The organism is Acinetobacter sp. Tol 5 (assembly GCF_019702905.1).
GTDB lineage: Bacteria > Pseudomonadota > Gammaproteobacteria > Pseudomonadales > Moraxellaceae > Acinetobacter > Acinetobacter bereziniae.
This window is the reverse complement of record NZ_AP024708.1, coordinates 4,563,613-4,581,192: the sequence shown is the minus strand read 5'-3', so window position 1 is coordinate 4,581,192 and position 17,580 is coordinate 4,563,613. Positions and strand designations below refer to the sequence as shown.

Here is a 17,580-nt window from a genome sequence, read left to right as displayed (position 1 = left end):
TTCAGGCAATTATTCTATGTAAAAACTGTCTATTTTGTAAGCAAATTAAACTTTTTAACTAAAATTTTGACTGAGTTAACCAAGATAAAAGCCCAAAGAAATGACTCATTTTTTGGGCTTAAGATTTAACGGCTTACTCGTTGTATTGCTTCATTATAAGTCTCACTTGGCTTGTATTGATTTGCCAATTGATAATGATGTTCGGCTTGGGCAAAATCTTGGTTATTTTCATAGATTTTACCCATATTATAATGAGAATACGCTTTGGTATTGTCATTGGTCGCCAAAGCAATCGCTTTTTGATTTGCCCATAATGCTTCTGAGGCACGATTGAGTTTTTGATAAGCCACGGCAAGATTACTATAGGTTTGACCAACATTCGGATTATAGTCAATTGATTGTTGATAGAGCATGGCTGCTTGTTCAATCTGATTATTTTTATAGGCTTTATCTGCATTTAGGTTGAGTGTTTTAGCTCGCTTCTGTGCATCCGCAGAAACAGGCACAAGATTCACTCGGGTAGTTTGATTCTGATAATTTGAGACACTTGAACCAACTTGACTGGCATTTACGGTGGTTCCAGAAATACGGTTGATGTCTTGAATTTCACCTTCTGGGCTAATTCGGAAGACAGTCCATAAATTCCCAGTTTGACCTGTCGGGATATAATAGGAACGAATCAGCGACTCTCCTGCATAGACCATGACTTTGGCTTGGCTATTGGATAAATTGTTTGTGTTGGGTTGCTCACGATCTGAAAAATCATGCACTGAATAAACGTAATATTGACCTTCAAGACGTTGATCAATGGTGACGGTTTCTGGACCATAAGAGTCGGTATCATCAACATCTAAATTTGCTGATAAGCCTTGTTTACTGTCCCAGTAAACATGCTGATTTTTATAACTTAAATGTGAATCAAGATCCAAAGGATTTTTGCCCCAGTTCAGGACAATACGCATACTTTTTAAATCTTTAAGCACAGGGCTGAGTGCATAGGTCATACCATCACATGGGCATTTTGCCACAAGTGTTGAATAACCTGATTTTTTGATAATCAGTAAATTATCAGCGCCGTCTGCACCATTGCTATTGACTGTACTTCGTCCATCGGCATTGGTAGAGCTCGAGGCAGAGTGTTCACCGTTCTTTTGTAAAATCACTTCGGCATTGGCAATATTTTGATCTTTGACGGTTGCACTTAACACATGAACATTGACGGTGTCTGCATGGCTAAAAATCGGAATCGCTAAAGCGAGGAGTGATGAAGATAGAATATGTTTTTTCATTGTTTATCTCTTATCTTTACAGATGATTAATGATTATTTGAAATATTATGAGAATAAAAGTAGCTGATTATTTATTCACTGATCGTTATATTTTGTAATAAAAAAAGCAGTACCGTGATACTGCTTGATCAAGAGATATTCCAAGTGTTTAGCCATTAAAACGCATTGATAAATCAATAGCTTTGACATCTTTGGTTAAGACACCCATCGAAATATAATCCACACCTGTTTGCGCCACTTCAGTTAAAGTCTCTAAGGTGATATTGCCTGAAGCCTCTAATTTACAACGTCCCGCAACATGCTTAACTGCATCGATCATTTGCTGTTGGCTAAAGTTATCTAACATCACAATGTCAGCTTGAGCTTCAAGGGCTTGATTCAGTTCATCCCATGTTTCAACTTCTACTTCAACGGGCTTGTTCGGCGCGATTTGACGTGCTTTGGCGATCGCCTGTGCAATTCCACCTGCTGCCATGATATGATTTTCTTTAATTAAGAATGCATCAAATAAACCCAAACGATGATTTTGCCCGCCACCTACACCCACCGCATATTTTTGTGCAATGCGTAAACCGGGTAGGGTTTTGCGTGTATCCAACAGTTTGGTTGGCGTACCTTCCAGATATTTTACATATGCTGCAGTTTTGGTTGCGACAGCAGATAAAGTCTGAACAAAATTCAATGCTGGGCGTTCCACTGTCAGTAAACTACGTGCAGAACCTGCCAATTGATAGATCGTTTCATTGGCTTTGACGACATCGCCATCATTTTTCAACCAAGTGATTTTTACTGTTGGATCGTAGGCTTTAATCAAGGCATTCACCCAAGGTTGCCCAGCAAGAACCATGTCTTCACGTGAAATAATCGTTGCTGTTGCTTGCTCATCTTCTGGCGTGAGTAGGGCGGTGATATCCGCATCGCCAATATCTTCTTGGAGTGCTTGTTGAATATTAATTTGAATCGATTGTTCAAGCAAAGCTTCAGGTATGCTCATGGATATCCCTATTGTTGTCGCCCTTAAAAACTGAGCGATATATTAGCATTGTCATTGCAAGTTTGAAGAAGTTTTTATTTTATATGGATGAGAGTACACTAAAATATTGAAATTCGCTTTGTTGAAAATAAACAAGCCCTGTAGGAATAAGATATGCAATCGGCATCAAGGTTTCAGGTCGTAAATGGTCAATTGATTGGCGCAAGACAAGTTCCATCTCCAAATTATAATCAACGTCCCGAAAATACTGAGATTCAGCTGATTGTCATTCATAATATCAGTTTGCCGCCATCACAGTTCGGTGGTGGATATATCGAACAATTTTTTCAAAATCAATTAGATTGGTCAATTCATCCTTATTTTCAAACCATTCAAGGGATGCAAGTTTCTACCCACTTATTGATATTAAGAACAGGCGAGATTATCCAGTTTGTTAATTTTAATGATCGTGCTTGGCATGCAGGACGTTCATCATATTTGGGGAAAGTGGAGTGTAATGACTATTCCATTGGCATTGAATTGGAAGGCAGTGACGATCTCGACTTTGAAGAAGTGCAATATCAACAACTCGTTGATGTGGTTGCTGCTTTGCAACAAGCTTATCCTAAAACTGATCATCATTTAGCAGGGCATTCAGATATTGCCCCAGTTCGAAAAACTGATCCAGGAACACACTTTGAATGGCAACGTTTTCGGGAAGATTTGACACAGAAAAAATTCAGTATTGAAAAATAGGGCTAAAATAGATTTCTGTTTATGATTTAACAACGCAATTTTGAGAATATTTAATTACAATAGCGACTTTATTTTAACTAGGTGAATACGATGGCGCTGTGGCGATCCACCTTTATTGTTAGTGCAATGACCATGCTGTCTCGAGTCTTGGGTTTGGTACGAGACATGGTCCTGCTCAATGTCTTTGGTGCAGGTAAAGATTTTGACACATTCGTTGTTGCCTTTCGTATTCCCAATTTTTTCAGGCGATTATTTGCTGAAGGGGCTTTTTCTCAAGCATTTATTCCGGTCCTCACTGAATATAAAACTACAAAACTGCATGCTGAAGTGCAAATTTTGATTAGTCGGGTGTTTGGTTGTTTGTTAATGGTGATGTCATTATTAACGCTAATCAGCATGATTATTGCACCTGTCATTTTGTATGTTTATGCGCCTGGCTTCCACAGTGACCCTGCTAAATTTAACCTTGCTGTCGATATGTTTCGTTTGACGATTCCATATCTGATGTTTATGTCATTGACCGCTTTTGCCAGCAGTATTTTGAACAGTTACGGTTCTTTTGCTTCACCTGCATTCTCGCCTGTATTGCTCAACGTTGCGATGATTGCAGGGGCTTGGTGGTTAACCCCTTATATGGCAGAGCCGATTATGGCCTTAGGTTGGGCTGTGGTTGCAGCAGGGGTTTTACAACTTGCGATACAAATTCCTGAACTTTGGAAGAAAAAATTACTGATTCCACCTAAAGTTGATTTTAAACATGAGGGTGTGGACCGAATCTTAAAGCTGATGTTACCTGCTTTATTTGGGGTGTCGGTGACGCAGATTAACTTGTTACTGAATACAATCTGGGCATCGTTTATGCAAGATGGTTCTGTATCTTGGTTATATAGTGCAGAGCGTATGACTGAATTGCCTCTAGGGCTGATCGGTGTGGCGATTGGTACAGTGATTCTTCCTTCGCTTTCGGTGAGTAAAGCTGAACAAGATCAAGCCAAGTTCCGTAGAATGTTAGATTGGGCTGCGCGTATAATTGTTTTGGTTGGTGTTCCTGCCAGTATTGCATTATTCATGTTGTCTACCCCAATTATTCAAGCGCTTTTCCAGCATGGTGCTTTTGATGCACGAGATACACAAATGACCGCATTGGCTTTGCAATGTATGAGTGGTGGTGTACTGGCATTTATGCTGATTAAAGTCTTTGCACCAGGTTTCTATGCGATTCAGGATACCAAAACCCCTGTACGTGTTGGATTAATGGCTGTTGCTGCTAACGCTATTTTAAATATTATCTTTATTGGTATTTTTAAATTAATTAATTGGCAAGCAGAGCATATGGCTTTAGCGATTGCATCATCTGGTTCAGCTTTGGTGAATGCCGGGATGTTGTATTTTTATTTGCATAAAAAAGACATTTTCCGTTTTGGTGCACATTGGAAAAAACTTTTCATTCAGTTTGCGATTGCCAATATCGCCATGATCGCAGCGTTATGGTGTGCTTTAACTTGGTATGATGGTAGCGTTTCTCAATGGATTCGGATTCTTGAGGTAGTCGGCTTATGTCTAGTCGGTGTGATTGCTTATGCTGTTGCTTTACTTGCATCGGGATTTAGACCAAGACATTTAAAGCATTAACATAAGATTGATGCTTATTAGAAATAAAAAAACATCGCAGATTAAGCGATGTTTTTTTAATATTTATGCTGAAACTAAGGTAACACTTTCAACAATTCTACATCAAAGATTAAGGTACTGTCTGGTCCAATCGCATCACCTGCACCCATGTCTCCATAGGCTAGTTTTGCTGGAATAAAGAAGCGATATTTAGCACCTTCTTTCATCAATTGTAACCCCTCAGTCCAGCCTTGAATGACTTGGCTGACTTGGAATTCAACAGCTTCATTGCGTGCAAACGAACTATCAAATACAGTGCCATCTAGTAAGCGACCTTCATAATTGACAGATACTTTAGACTTTGCTGAAGGTGATTTTCCAGTTCCTTGTTGCAAGATACTGTACTGTAAACCACTTGGGCGTGTAATCACACCTGCTTTTTTTGCATTTTCAGCAAGAAATTTTTCACCGAGTTGTGCATTTTCATCAGCCGCTTTTTTAAATTCTAGCAACTGTTTAGCTTCAGTCTGTTGCTTATATTGCGCCAATGCTTTGGCCATTTCTTCATCGGTCAATGCAGCTTTTTGACCTGTAGATCCTTCTTTAATCCCTTGAATAAAGGCATCTAAATTGATCTGTTTAAGTGTATCAGCATTGCTACGCCCCATGACATAACCATAGCTGTAGCCAAGTTGATCTTGCTGAGCGCTTTTATTGTTAATGGGTGCAGCAAAAGCAACGCTACTTAGTAAACCCATACTGAGTGCAATCAGTGTCTTTTTCATAATTAAAAATCCAAAAAAGGAGAGTAAACCTCTCCTTTTTTTAAACGTTATTTCACTTGAATCAGTTCAACATCAAAAATGAGTGTACTGTTTGGAGGAATCGTTCCAGGCACACCTTGCTCACCATATGCCAATTTTGCAGGAATATACAAGGTGGCTTTACCACCTTCTTTCATTAGTTGTAAACCTTCAGTCCACCCTGGAATCACTTGGTTTAAAGGAAACTCAACGGGTTGACCACGGTCATAAGAGCTATCAAACACTTTACCGTCTAAAAGTTGACCTTTGTAATGTACGGTCACTTGTGAAGTCGCAGACGGCTGTTTGCCTGTGCCTTCTTTGGTGATTTTATATTGCAATCCTGAAGCAGTTGTTTTAACACCATCTTTCTTTGCATTTTCTGCTAAGAAAGCATCACTGGAAGCATTAGACTGTTTTGTTTGTTGCAATTGCTTTTGTTGCATTTCTTTTTGGAACTCAACATAAGCCTTTTGTAGTTCTTCATCGGTATAGGCACGTTGCTTTTTCGCATGACCATCACGAATACCGTTAATAAATGTATTGACATCAACTTCTGGAGGAGTTTGGCTGGCAACTTCATAACCAAGCGCATAACTGATTTTTTCTACAGGTTTTGCGTCTTTTGACATTGAATGACTACTGTTTACATCAGCAGGGTGTTGAGATGCATAATAAACAGGAACAAGTGCAGCACCACCTAAGATTACAGCGATTGCGATGGGTAAGGCTTTACTCATAAAAATTTCCAAATTTTAATCTTTTAACAAGTTCATTTGCGGATGAACAGAAACTGCTCAAGCATATAACTTCTTTAGTCTAAACGATATAGTTATCTGAGCTGAACAACTAAAAATATACAGTTATATTGTCCATTGACCCAAGACAAAAAAGCCAGAATGAATCTGGCATTTTTGTCTTATTTAAAATTAATCATCTTTAGTCGATGTATAAGCATAAGCGTAATTATAGCCATAATTACCGCCAGCTGTGGCTTGAACATCGTTGAGAATAATCCCGTTCACTTTACTTCCAGCCTGTTCAAAGCGATTCACAGTCAGCTCTAACTCTTTCATCTGAGTTTTGGCATAGCGCGCAACCACCAAGTTAACACCTGCGAATTGTGAAATGATGATGCCGTCTGTCACCGCCAAGATTGGTGGTGTATCAATAATAATATGATCATATTGCTGAGACAGTTGAGCGAGCAGTTCACTAAAACGTGGAGAACTCAGCATTTCAGCGGCATTGCCTTGATTTTTACCACGAGGCAGGAAATCTAAATGACTTACACTATTTGAATGCACAATACATTGTTCTAACGAACTTTGATTGGTTAAATATTCAGTTAAACCTGGCGCTGTATCATGGTCAAAGTATTTATGTAAATAACCACGACGAATATCGGCATCAATCAAAAGGACTTTTTTATTACCCTGCGCAAAAATTGCGGCGAGGTTGGTTGAAATAAAGGATTTACCAATTTCTGGTGCAGGTCCCGAAATCGCAATAATATTATTTTTGGCATTGTTCAATGCAAAATGGATGGTTGTACGAATACTGCGTAAACTTTCAATTGCAATGTCTTCGCCATTTTTAACTGCAAGGATAGGAATCGATTTTTTCTTTTTCAGCAATTGTACTCGGCTTTCTTGAATTGGAGAACGAGGAACAGTTGCATAGACAGGCAAGTCGAGCTCATTTTCAATACGGCTTGCATCTTTAATACCAGATGAGAACACATTACGTATTAATGCAATTAAAACCCCAATAAATCCACCCACAAAAATTGAAAGAAACAATACAATCAATTTTTGAGGCTTAATTGGTTTTACAGGTTCAACAGCAGTATCAATAATACGAACATTACCAATTTCACCAGCTTTTACAATTTTTAATTGTTGGTAACTGTTTAATAATGAAGTGTAAAGCTCGGTATTGACTTTAACATCACGATACAGTTGTAAATATAAACGTTGCGTTTCAGGTAAACGTTTAATTGCTTGATTAAGTTCAGTTATTTTTTTCTGAATTGCAGCAAGTTGCGCATTGATCTCGGTCATCAGTGGATGATCAGGGGTGTATTTGGCAGAGTATTCCGCCTGTTTTTGCTTTAACTCAATCCGCATTTTTTCCAATTCAACATTTTGTTTTAACATCAACTCTGATTCTTGAGTGACATCCACAGTATTGTATTGTTCACGAAATCTATTAAATTTAATCTCAGATGCTTCAAGTTGTTGTTTAAGCTCGGGCAACTGTTGATCCAGAAAACTTAAGGTCTGTTTAGATTCTAAGGTTTTACGTTCAATATTTTGTTGATGGTAAACCTCTAAAATATGATTCAACACTTGAGTAATATGTTGCTGATCAGTTCCATTATAATTAAGTCCAATCACTCCCGTCATTTTACCTTTCTCGGCAACAGAATAGTTTTCTTGCAAGAATTTTACTGCAGTGGGAAGTGCAAGTTTAGTGATTGTAAAGTCTTGTTGAAACGGAGTGGAGCTATTGATTTGAACTGACCACAAACCCTTACCGTCTTGAGCTTGATTAAATTGGTTAAGTACACCTTTAAATACAATTTGGTCTTGATAATTTAAACTAAACTGCTTCTTATTTAGAAAATGTAAGGTCAGCTTTTTATCATAATAATATTCAGGGATATCAAATTTTAAAATAGAAAAGCGAGATTGATTTTTTTGAAAATCAATAGCTTTAGCACTATAACTAAGTTGAGTAGTATCTTTAGAGATTAATCTATGTAAGAAAGTATTTTCACTATCTTGAATTTGGATATTTAAATTCAGATCATGAATGACTTTTCCGAGCACAAGTCGAGAATTTAAGATTTCGATTTCTGCATCAGCTGGAGATTTCTGACCTAAACCACCTGCTACATCTTTAAGTTCACCCAATAAGGCAGCTGAGGCGGCGCTTTTACCATCTTCAACTTGAACCATAGCATCAGTTGAGTAGACAGGCGAGGTAACACGTAAATACAGTAGGGCACAGATCAAACTTAAAATGACGCAAAGTACAATCACTTTCCATTGGGCGATTAAAGAGAAAAACAACTCTTTTAAATCAATCGTATCATCATTAGTTTTTGAATTTTGGTTCATAAGTAAACAACTAATTAAAATTTATAGATGTGATTGCCAGTCTTTGGCATAAGCTTGGATATTTTTACATGTTTCATCAAAAAAAGCTTGATTATGTTGGTAAGGATCAGGCACATTTTGACCTTGCCAATGTCCTAGACGAAACACTTTACCTTTGGCAAAAGGCCATTTCTGTTCAATATGTTGAGACTGATTTTTACTCATTACTAGAATAAGATCTGCTTTTTTAATTAAATCAGCACTAATTTGTCGTGCAATATGTGAACGCATATCAATACTTAAAGCATCCATACAAGCAATGGCTTTATCATCTGCACCATGACCGACCATTGCGGAAAGGCCTGCTGATTCAATGTTTAAATTGGGATGACCTTGCTTTAAAAAAAATTCTGCCATAGGACTACGGCAAATATTCCCCACGCAAACTACAAGAATATTATTAATATCCATAATATTAGTTGTTTCCTAATAATTGGAAAGAGTAAATAGCGCTGGCAAAAGGTACAATTTGTCCAATAACACGCTGCCAGCGAGTTAAACCTGTTGCATCAATATAGACGATATCATTTTTTTGCATGGCAAATTGATTGGCTAAAGCAAAGTTTCCAATGCTATTTAAGTTTAATTGATAAATAGTTGATTGCTTGGTATTTAAGTCGGTACGCATGACATAAATTCGTGCGGCACTTGCTGAATATGGATTAATCCCTTCACTATCACCAAGTACATCGCTTAAAGTCATGCCTTGATCACGTAATACAAGAGCCTGACTCTTATTTGATTCACCCATCACATAGAGTTTTTGCTCTTGTTTAGTATTCACAAAAATAGTGTCATTCGGTTGAATTAACAACTGATGTAAAGATAACCCCTGTTTCTCTAACTGAATGGTATTTAGCTTATACGTTTGACCATGGCGAATAAGTTGTATATTTGAAGTATCGCCAGTTTGAGTGTTGATACCACCAGCTTGACTTAATGCTGTATAAAGACTAATCGGTTGGTCATTTAAAGTATATTGGCCACTTTTCATCACCTGCCCATTGACGAAATAGCGACGTCCTTCATAAGACAATACTCGTACAACAACATCTGGATGTTTTAAATACTTTGCGAATTGATTGTGCAAAAAGCGATTGGCTTCAGCTAGGGTTTTACCTGCGATAGGTGCTGAACCAACCAGTGGTAGCTGAACATTCCCCATTTGATCAATGGGATAACCACTACTTTTAATATTATTGCTATCACCATTTGATGTTGTTAGCTCAGGATATGCCCACAGTTGTAAGGAGAGTACGTCACCAGGGCTTAAACGGTAAATATTTTGCTGATTGTTGAATAGCGATACAAGATTATTAGAGTTAAATTGATCAGTAGAATTAGTGTTAGGAATGTTATTCTGGTTGAGCTGTATAACTGCAATTTCAGCACCTTGATCAGTTTTAAAAGTACCTTGCTCTGGTAAATCGTAGGTTTGAAGTCCTGAAGTGATCGCACAACCAGAAAATGAAATTGAAATAGCTAATATTGTTAACAGTGATGTGTACGGAGACTTCACATTCAAACCCTTATTTTATACTGCGTTGTTACTTTAGAATTTAATCTTGAAGATGGATTGTAAGCTAAAAAACACAGGTTGGGTATCTTCTTATATCGCTGTAATTGTATTAAAACCGAAAAAGAACTGTGTTGAGTTGTATCTATACAATGATTTTTGAGTATTTAAGGAATAAAGTGTGCCGAACTAATAAATGGTGTTGGAAATATTGACAACATTGCATTGGTTAGAAGCTTTTCATATATGATTTTCTAGCAAGCTTCGATATAATCTTTGTGATGAAAATGTGAGTGAAAGCATGCTTTGTAACGATAATAGACATGTTTTAATCAACGGTATTGAAATATTTTAACGATATATTTATTAAAATGATTTGCAGGGTGAAGTATGAAGGTTTTGGTGACTGGTGGTGCGGGTTTTATTGGATCAGCAGTGGTGCGATATATTATAAAAAATACCCAAAGTGAAGTGCTCAATATTGATAAATTAACCTACGCAGGTAATTTGGAATCATTAAAAGAAATAGAGTCAGATCGTCGTTATCAGTTTCAACAAATTGATATTTGTGATATAGAGAAATTAACTCAAGCTTTTGATGAGTTTAAGCCAGATGTGGTCATGCATTTAGCAGCCGAATCCCATGTTGATCGCTCAATCGATGGGCCTGCTGAGTTTATTAGTACGAATATCGTAGGAACCTATACAATTTTAGAGGTAGCTCGTAAATATTGGTTAACGTTGTCTGAAGAACAAAAGCAGAACTTTCGCTTTCATCATATTTCTACGGATGAAGTGTATGGTGATTTAGAAGGTACTGAGGACCTATTTCTTGAAACCACACCATATGCACCAAGTTCTCCATATTCTGCAAGTAAAGCCAGTTCGGATCATTTAGTCCGAGCATGGCAAAGAACTTATGGCTTACCTACGATTGTCACCAATTGCTCAAATAATTATGGTCCTTTTCATTTTCCTGAAAAATTAATTCCTTTAGTGATTTTAAATGCTTTAGACGGTAAGCCTCTACCGATTTATGGCAAGGGTGATCAAATTCGTGATTGGTTATTTGTTGAAGATCATGCACGCGCACTCTATAAAGTTGTGACAGAAGGTACAGTGGGTGAGACCTATAATATTGGTGGACACAATGAAAAGCAAAATATTGAAGTAGTAAAAACCATTTGTAAAATTTTGGATGAGTTACAACCGCGGACCAATCATCAACCATACGAAACATTAATTACTTTTGTGAAAGATCGTCCTGGGCACGACTTACGTTATGCAATTGATGCAAGCAAGATTAAGCAAGATTTGGGTTGGATTCCTGAGGAAAGTTTTGAAACAGGCATTCATAAAACAGTTGAATGGTATTTGAATAATTTAGAATGGTGCCGTCGAGTACAAGATGGTAGCTATCAACGTGAACGATTAGGTGTAAGCGCATAATGACAACAAAAGGTATTATTTTAGCGGGTGGATCTGGAACTCGTTTATATCCCATTACTAAGGGTGTATCTAAGCAACTATTACCCATTTACGATAAGCCTATGGTTTATTATCCTTTATCTGTACTCATGCTTGCAGGTATTCGAGAAGTATTGATCATCAGTACACCTGATGATATTGATGGTTTTAAACGGTTGTTAGGTGATGGTTCACAGTTTGGTGTGGAACTGAGTTATGCTATACAACCAAGTCCAGATGGTCTAGCACAAGCTTTTATTATTGGTGAAGATTTTATCGGTGACAGTAATGTTTGTTTGGTGCTTGGCGATAATATTTTTTATGGTCAAGGTTTTACACCAATGCTACGTCAAGCAGTGGCACGCCAAAAAGGTGCAACGGTTTTTGGTTATCAGGTTAAAGATCCCGAGCGTTTTGGTGTGGTTGAGTTTGATGATCAAAAACGCGCTGTTTCTTTAGAAGAAAAACCAAAACATCCTAAATCAAATTTTGCAGTCACTGGTTTGTACTTTTACGACAATGATGTTATTCAAATTGCTAAAAAAGTGAAGCCTTCAGATCGTGGTGAGTTGGAAATTACCACTGTTAACCAAATATATCTAGAGCGAGGCGACTTAAACGTTGAATTGTTAGGTCGAGGTTTTGCTTGGTTGGATACTGGAACGCATGAGAGTTTACTCGAAGCGGCTCAGTTCGTAGAAACCATTGAAAAGCGCCAAGGCTACAAAGTTGCTTGTTTAGAGGAAATCGCTTTAAATAATGGTTGGCTCACTAAAGCACAAGTTTTGGAAATTGGCCAAAGTATGAGTAAAAATGACTATGGTCAATATTTGATTTCTTTGGTGAGTGATTGAGAATGAACTTTATTGAATGGATTGAAATACCGAATTTGGGTGATCATAGAGGATCATTGGTTGTTTTTGAGTCAAATAAAAATATTCCTTTTGATATAAAGCGACTTTATTATATTTTGGATGCTAAACCTGAAGTACCTCGTGGGTTCCATGCACATAGAGAATTAAATCAAATCGCATTTTGCATAAAGGGGAAATGTAAAATGTTGATGGATAATGGTGTGGAAAAACAGGAAGTATGGATTGAGCAATCTAATAAGGGATTGTTAATTCCTCCTTTAATTTGGCATGAAATGCACGATTTTTCAGATGATTGTATCATGTTGGTACTTGCAAGCGATTATTATGATGAAAGTGATTATATTCGGAAATATGACGAATTTACTGAATTTATAAATCGTCCATTTATTCATCCTTTATCGGATGTGAAATCTAAAAAAATTGGTCAAAAAACAAAAATATGGCAATTTAGTGTAATTTTTCAAAATGCTGTCATTGGTGAAAATTGTAATATCTGTGCCCATACTTTGATTGAAAATGATGTGCAGATTGGCAATAATGTTACTATTAAATCAGGTGTTTATATTTGGGATGGAATAGTATTAGAAGATAATGTGTTTATTGGACCATGTGTTGTCTTTACCAATGACAAAAAACCGCGATCAAAACAATATCCAGATAAGTTTCCCAAAACAATTATAGAAAAAGGTGCCAGTATTGGTGCAAATGCAACAATATTACCAGGTATCAGAATAGGTGAAAATGCAATTGTTGGAGCAGGTGCAGTAGTAACCAAAGATGTTCCAGCAAATGCAATTGTTATTGGAAATCCTGCGAATATAAAAGAGTTTATTTCGAATGATTAACCCATTGACATCATTGCGTATTTTTTTTGCATTATTTGTGTTTCTTAGTCACTTATCATTTTTAAAAAATGACGAACAATATGCAAAATTATTTTATTCTATATTTAATGAGGGATTTTTAGGGGTTAGTTTTTTCTTTATTTTAAGTGGATTTATTCTAGCTTATAATTACAAAGAAAAATTTTTGTTAGGAAAAATTTCAAAAAAGACTTTTTATGTATCAAGATTAGCGAGAATCTATCCTATACATTTTTTTACAATGCTTGTTGCATTGATTTTAGGATTGATTTCATCATCAGATAATGTGAAATATATATTAGAGCATATTTTTTTAATACAAAGCTTTTTCTCAGATCAAGATATATATTTTTCATTAAATTCCCCGTCGTGGAGCATTTCTGATGAAATGTTCTTTTATCTTCTTTTTCCATTTGTAATATTTCTAAATAAAAGTTATAAGATCCTATTATTCATTTTTTTTATATTTTTGATATTCATATTGAATTATAAGTTAAGTGATAATTTGAAACATTATTGGTTATACATTTCTCCAATAATAAGATTTTCAGATTTTTTATTAGGTATTCTTTTGTTTGATATATTTGAAAGGGTGAAGAAAATATATGCGAAAAAAGAATCTCCTTTGATTTTTGAACTATTTGCTATCTTTCTATTTATAGTTTTCTTTATATTCCATGACAAAATTGATTTGGGATATAGGTATTCAGTATACTACTGGATTCCAATGTCATTAATTATATTGATCTTTTCTCTTTCCAAGGTTTTATATAGCCAAAACTCTGTTAGTAATATTCTTTCTAATAAGTATTTAGTTTGGCTTGGTGAAATTAGTTTTTGTTTTTATTTAATACATTTGCTTGTTATACAAGTCATGAATTATATACGAGTAAAATTGTCTCTTAGTATTGACTTATTATTATTTTCGATTTTTATTTTTACACTTATAGCAAGTGCCATAGCCTATAAGTTTATTGAGAAACCTCTCAATAAAAAGGTCAAGGAGTATTTATTGTGATACCTTTTTTAGATTTGAAAAATATTAACAATCAGTATAGAGCAGAACTTATTGAAGCTTGTATCCGAGTAATTGACTCTGGTTGGTATATTGGCGGAAAAGAGTTAGAACAATTTGAAAAGAATTTTTCAGATTATAGTGGAACAAAATTTGCAATTGGTGTTGCAAATGGTTTAGATGCATTAATTTTAACACTTCGTGCTTGGAAAGAACTTGGTAAGTTAAATGATGGTGATGAGGTTATCGTTCCATCAAATACTTATATCGCAAGTATTTTAGCAATCACAGCAAATAATTTGACCGCTGTTTTAGTTGAGCCTGATATTACGACTTATAATATTGATCCTGAAAAAATTAAAGAGGCAATTACTTCTCGAACAAAAGTCATTTTACCCGTGCACTTATATGGTCAATTGGCTGCTATGCCACAAATTATGGAAATAGCAAAAGAACATAATTTGCTTGTTTTAGAGGATTCAGCTCAATCACATGGGGCTGAAATAGATGGGAAAAGAGCTGGTAATTGGGGGGATGCCTCAGGTTTTAGTTTTTATCCTGGTAAGAATCTAGGTGCGCTTGGTGATGCAGGTGTCATAACAACGAATGATGAAAAGCTTGCTCAAATGTTACGAGCATTGCGTAATTATGGTTCACATGAAAAATATAAAAATTTAGTACCTGGTGTAAATAGTCGTCTTGATGAAATTCAAGCTGCTATGCTTGATGTAAAATTGAAATTTTTAGATAGAGAAACTCAACATAGACGTAAAATAGCAAACTTGTACTTAACAGAACTCAGAAATCCTTTAATAAAACTGCCATTAAATGATATCAATGCTGAAGAGTTTCAACAGCATGTTTGGCATTTATTTGTGATTCGAACTGAACATCGTGAAGCTTTACAGAAATATCTTGCTGATGATGGTGTGCAAACTTTAATTCATTATCCGATTCCACCACATAAGCAACAGGCTTATAAAGAATGGAATCATTTAAGTTACCCAATATCTGAACAGATTCATGGAGAAGTACTAAGCTTACCTATTGGGCCTACTTTGAGCTTAGATGATGCTAAAAAAGTTGTTAAACTTTGTAATACTTTCACAATATAAATGAATTTACTTAAAACCAGTGTCCTAAATGGCGTGGCTGTTTTAATAAAGACAGCTACAATGTTTATATTGAATAAAATTCTGGCTGTTTATGTTGGTCCAGCAGGTTATGCCACTATTGGGCAGTTTCAAAATTTTATACAAATGGTAACAACATTTGCTGGAAATGCAATAAATACAGCAGTGATTAAGTACACAGCGGAATATTATGAGGATGAGCATAAGCAACAATCCATTTGGAGAACTGCGGGAAGTATTGTTTTAATATTTAGCTTATTTTTTTCATTAGTCTTATTGGTTTTTCAGAAGCAAATTTCTATTTATATTTTTCACTCTGAAGAATTTCAATCTATTTTTGTTTGGTTTGCTTTATTCCTAGTCTTTTTTACTTTTAATGCATTATTTCTAGCTATTCTCAATGGGAAGAAAGAAGTTTTAAGACTGGTTATAGCAAATATACTTGGAAGTATCTTTTCTTTAGTTGTGACTTCTATTTTAGCAGTGAAATATCATTTATATGGTGCATTGGTTGCACTTTCGATTTATCAATCTTTATCTTTTTTTGTGACTTTATTTATATGCTATAAAGCTGAATGGTTTAAACTGAGTTATTTGATAGGTAAAGTAGATAAAAGTGTGGCAAAGAAATTTGCGGCTTTTGCATTAATGGCTTTAGTGAGCGCCATTTGTGTTCCTCTTTCACAAATAGTTATTCGAAGTTATTTAACTTATGAATTTGGTTTAGCATATGCTGGTTATTGGGAGGCAATGATTCGGCTGAGTGCAGCTTATCTAATGCTTGTTACTACTACTTTAGGGGTCTATTATCTGCCTAGACTTTCAGAACTCTCAAAAGTTTCGGAAATTAAATTAGAAGTTTATCTCGGTTATAAGTTTATATTTCCATTAGCAGTGGCTGGTGCAATTATAGTTTATTTATTAAGAGATTGGGTTATTGCTATATTATTTACAAAATCTTTTTTACCTATGCGAGATTTATTCTTTTGGCAAGTAATTGGTGATACGCTAAAGATTGGTAGTTGGATACTTGCATATCTAATGTTAAGTAAAGCAATGACAAAGCTATTTATAACAACTGAAATTATTTTTGCAATAACTTCGATTATATTTACATATATATGTACTCAGTTATTTGGATTTGAAGGTGTTTCAATCGCGCATTTAATTAATTATGGAATGTATTGGATTGTGATGAGCTTTTTTGTATTCAAAGTTTTAAAAGATAAGGTACCCGTAGTATGAGTGAAGGATATGGTCCATTAGTTTCTGTTGTTATACCTTGTTATAATCATGAAAGATTTGTACAAGATTGTATCCAAAGTGTAATAGATCAGACCTATGAGAATATTGAGCTTATTATTATTGATGATGGTTCAAAAGACAGTTCTGTTATTAAAATTCAAGAAATGATAGCCAAATGCAAGGCTCGTTTTACTCGGTTTGAATTTATGTCTAGATCAAATAAAGGGTTATGTGAAACACTAAATGAAGCTCTACATTATTGCAATGGGGAATATTATTCAACAATAGCATCGGATGATAAATTATTACCAAATAAAATTTTTAATCAAGTTTGTTTTTTGGAGGAAAATATTAAATATGTTGCTTTATTTGGTGGAGTTAATCTAATCGATGAAGAATCGAATAAAATAAAAGAAATTGTACCATCTTTAAGAAATTTATCTTTTAAAAATATTTTTTTATCGAATTATACAATTCTTGCTCCAACACAATTAATACGAATGTCTTCATTAAAATTATTAGGTGAAAATCCATATCCAAAATATTTAAAAATTGAAGATTGGTATATGTGGCTAAAGCTTTCTCAGATAGGTCCTATAGTCAATGTACAAGAAATTGTTGTAGACTATAGATATCATGATACTAATATTTCAAAGAATATAAACTTAATGCAGAAAGGTCGTTTTGATGTAATAAATGAATTTAGAGATAATGAGCTTTACTTTCAAGCTTTTAAGATGGTTGATATTATTAACTCTTTCGAAAGGAAAGATTTTTATAATGTTTTAAAAATCTATTTAGATTTTAAAGTAATGTTTAGCTACATTGCTTTAAAAAAGATTATTTCATACTTTATAGTGAAATCTTAAA

General features: G+C 35.2%; 16 protein-coding genes. 9 read left to right on the top strand and 7 right to left on the bottom strand.

The features are described 5' to 3' along the window. Positions 1-125 precede the first annotated feature (125 nt). Positions 126-1,289, bottom strand: a complete 1,164-nt coding sequence (locus tag TOL5_RS21235; RefSeq protein ID WP_121773944.1) for a tetratricopeptide repeat protein — start codon at positions 1,287-1,289, stop codon at positions 126-128. A gap of 148 nt (positions 1,290-1,437) precedes the next feature. Beyond that, complete coding sequence (nadC, locus tag TOL5_RS21230) at positions 1,438-2,283, bottom strand: carboxylating nicotinate-nucleotide diphosphorylase (RefSeq protein ID WP_046760466.1); 846 nt, start codon at positions 2,281-2,283, stop codon at positions 1,438-1,440. A gap of 153 nt (positions 2,284-2,436) precedes the next feature. Here nadC and ampD point away from each other — a divergent pair, with 153 nt between their 5' ends. Together ampD and murJ are read left to right on the top strand one after the other, a co-directional pair. Next, positions 2,437-3,018, top strand: coding sequence for a 1,6-anhydro-N-acetylmuramyl-L-alanine amidase AmpD (gene ampD / locus TOL5_RS21225; protein ID WP_121773943.1), 582 nt, complete (start codon positions 2,437-2,439; stop codon positions 3,016-3,018). Between the two features lie 81 nt (positions 3,019-3,099). Continuing rightward, on the top strand, positions 3,100-4,650 hold the full coding sequence (gene murJ / locus TOL5_RS21220) for a murein biosynthesis integral membrane protein MurJ (protein WP_171428626.1): 1,551 nt from the start codon (positions 3,100-3,102) through the stop codon (positions 4,648-4,650). Between the two features lie 74 nt (positions 4,651-4,724). Here murJ and TOL5_RS21215 read toward each other — a convergent pair whose 3' ends face one another. The 5 genes from TOL5_RS21215 to TOL5_RS21195 form a co-directional block, all read right to left on the bottom strand. Next, entirely contained in the window at positions 4,725-5,414 is a 690-nt protein-coding gene (locus TOL5_RS21215) for an FKBP-type peptidyl-prolyl cis-trans isomerase (protein ID WP_004832160.1), read from the bottom strand. A 47-nt stretch (positions 5,415-5,461) separates the two neighbouring features. Continuing rightward, entirely contained in the window at positions 5,462-6,172 is a 711-nt protein-coding gene (locus tag TOL5_RS21210) for an FKBP-type peptidyl-prolyl cis-trans isomerase (RefSeq protein ID WP_009584312.1), read from the bottom strand. A gap of 189 nt (positions 6,173-6,361) precedes the next feature. After that, positions 6,362-8,557 (bottom strand): polysaccharide biosynthesis tyrosine autokinase, encoded by a 2,196-nt coding sequence (locus TOL5_RS21205; RefSeq protein WP_121773941.1) that lies wholly within the window; start codon positions 8,555-8,557, stop codon positions 6,362-6,364. Between the two features lie 21 nt (positions 8,558-8,578). Next, positions 8,579-9,007, bottom strand: coding sequence for a low molecular weight protein-tyrosine-phosphatase (locus tag TOL5_RS21200; protein WP_121773940.1), 429 nt, complete (start codon positions 9,005-9,007; stop codon positions 8,579-8,581). 4 nt (positions 9,008-9,011) lie between these two features. After that, on the bottom strand, positions 9,012-10,115 hold the full coding sequence (locus TOL5_RS21195; protein WP_121773939.1) for a polysaccharide biosynthesis/export family protein: 1,104 nt from the start codon (positions 10,113-10,115) through the stop codon (positions 9,012-9,014). 387 nt (positions 10,116-10,502) lie between these two features. On the opposite strand from TOL5_RS21195, the gene rfbB reads away from it, so the two are divergent. The 7 genes from rfbB to TOL5_RS21160 are packed head-to-tail and all read left to right on the top strand — an operon-like array spanning position 10,503 to position 17,579. Next, positions 10,503-11,561, top strand: coding sequence for a dTDP-glucose 4,6-dehydratase (rfbB, locus tag TOL5_RS21190; protein ID WP_121773938.1), 1,059 nt, complete (start codon positions 10,503-10,505; stop codon positions 11,559-11,561). Further along, the gene (rfbA, locus tag TOL5_RS21185; protein WP_121773937.1) at positions 11,561-12,433 is read left to right on the top strand and encodes a glucose-1-phosphate thymidylyltransferase RfbA; all 873 of its coding nucleotides are present in this window, start codon (positions 11,561-11,563) and stop codon (positions 12,431-12,433) included. Before rfbB ends, rfbA begins: the two co-directional genes overlap by 1 nt. Positions 12,434-12,435: 2 nt before the next feature. Beyond that, complete coding sequence (locus TOL5_RS21180) at positions 12,436-13,299, top strand: WxcM-like domain-containing protein (RefSeq protein ID WP_121773936.1); 864 nt, start codon at positions 12,436-12,438, stop codon at positions 13,297-13,299. Further along, a complete protein-coding gene (locus TOL5_RS21175; protein WP_121773935.1) occupies positions 13,292-14,335 on the top strand; it encodes an acyltransferase family protein in 1,044 nt (347 codons plus the stop codon). Before TOL5_RS21180 ends, TOL5_RS21175 begins: the two co-directional genes overlap by 8 nt. Then, positions 14,332-15,447: a DegT/DnrJ/EryC1/StrS family aminotransferase gene (locus tag TOL5_RS21170; protein WP_121773934.1), complete on the top strand. Its 1,116-nt coding sequence runs from the start codon at positions 14,332-14,334 to the stop codon at positions 15,445-15,447. Before TOL5_RS21175 ends, TOL5_RS21170 begins: the two co-directional genes overlap by 4 nt. Continuing rightward, positions 15,448-16,710: an O-antigen translocase gene (locus TOL5_RS21165; protein ID WP_121773933.1), complete on the top strand. Its 1,263-nt coding sequence runs from the start codon at positions 15,448-15,450 to the stop codon at positions 16,708-16,710. Continuing rightward, positions 16,707-17,579, top strand: coding sequence for a glycosyltransferase family 2 protein (locus TOL5_RS21160; RefSeq protein WP_121773932.1), 873 nt, complete (start codon positions 16,707-16,709; stop codon positions 17,577-17,579). The genes TOL5_RS21165 and TOL5_RS21160 overlap by 4 nt, the downstream gene beginning before the upstream one ends. Position 17,580 lies beyond the last annotated feature (1 nt).

What these genes read in the sequence shown, in the direction of transcription:
- TOL5_RS21235 (WP_121773944.1), bottom strand. Translation starts at nt 1,289, where the DNA reads ATGAAAAAACATATTCTATCTTCATCACTCCTCGCTTTAGCGATTCCG.
- nadC (WP_046760466.1), bottom strand. Translation starts at nt 2,283, where the DNA reads ATGAGCATACCTGAAGCTTTGCTTGAACAATCGATTCAAATTAATATT.
- ampD (WP_121773943.1), top strand. Translation starts at nt 2,437, where the DNA reads ATGCAATCGGCATCAAGGTTTCAGGTCGTAAATGGTCAATTGATTGGC.
- TOL5_RS21215 (WP_004832160.1), bottom strand. Translation starts at nt 5,414, where the DNA reads ATGAAAAAGACACTGATTGCACTCAGTATGGGTTTACTAAGTAGCGTT.
- TOL5_RS21210 (WP_009584312.1), bottom strand. Translation starts at nt 6,172, where the DNA reads ATGAGTAAAGCCTTACCCATCGCAATCGCTGTAATCTTAGGTGGTGCT.
- TOL5_RS21205 (WP_121773941.1), bottom strand. Translation starts at nt 8,557, where the DNA reads ATGAACCAAAATTCAAAAACTAATGATGATACGATTGATTTAAAAGAG.
- TOL5_RS21200 (WP_121773940.1), bottom strand. Translation starts at nt 9,007, where the DNA reads ATGGATATTAATAATATTCTTGTAGTTTGCGTGGGGAATATTTGCCGT.
- rfbB (WP_121773938.1), top strand. Translation starts at nt 10,503, where the DNA reads ATGAAGGTTTTGGTGACTGGTGGTGCGGGTTTTATTGGATCAGCAGTG.
- rfbA (WP_121773937.1), top strand. Translation starts at nt 11,561, where the DNA reads ATGACAACAAAAGGTATTATTTTAGCGGGTGGATCTGGAACTCGTTTA.
- TOL5_RS21180 (WP_121773936.1), top strand. Translation starts at nt 12,436, where the DNA reads ATGAACTTTATTGAATGGATTGAAATACCGAATTTGGGTGATCATAGA.
- TOL5_RS21175 (WP_121773935.1), top strand. Translation starts at nt 13,292, where the DNA reads ATGATTAACCCATTGACATCATTGCGTATTTTTTTTGCATTATTTGTG.
- TOL5_RS21165 (WP_121773933.1), top strand. Translation starts at nt 15,448, where the DNA reads ATGAATTTACTTAAAACCAGTGTCCTAAATGGCGTGGCTGTTTTAATA.
- TOL5_RS21160 (WP_121773932.1), top strand. Translation starts at nt 16,707, where the DNA reads ATGAGTGAAGGATATGGTCCATTAGTTTCTGTTGTTATACCTTGTTAT.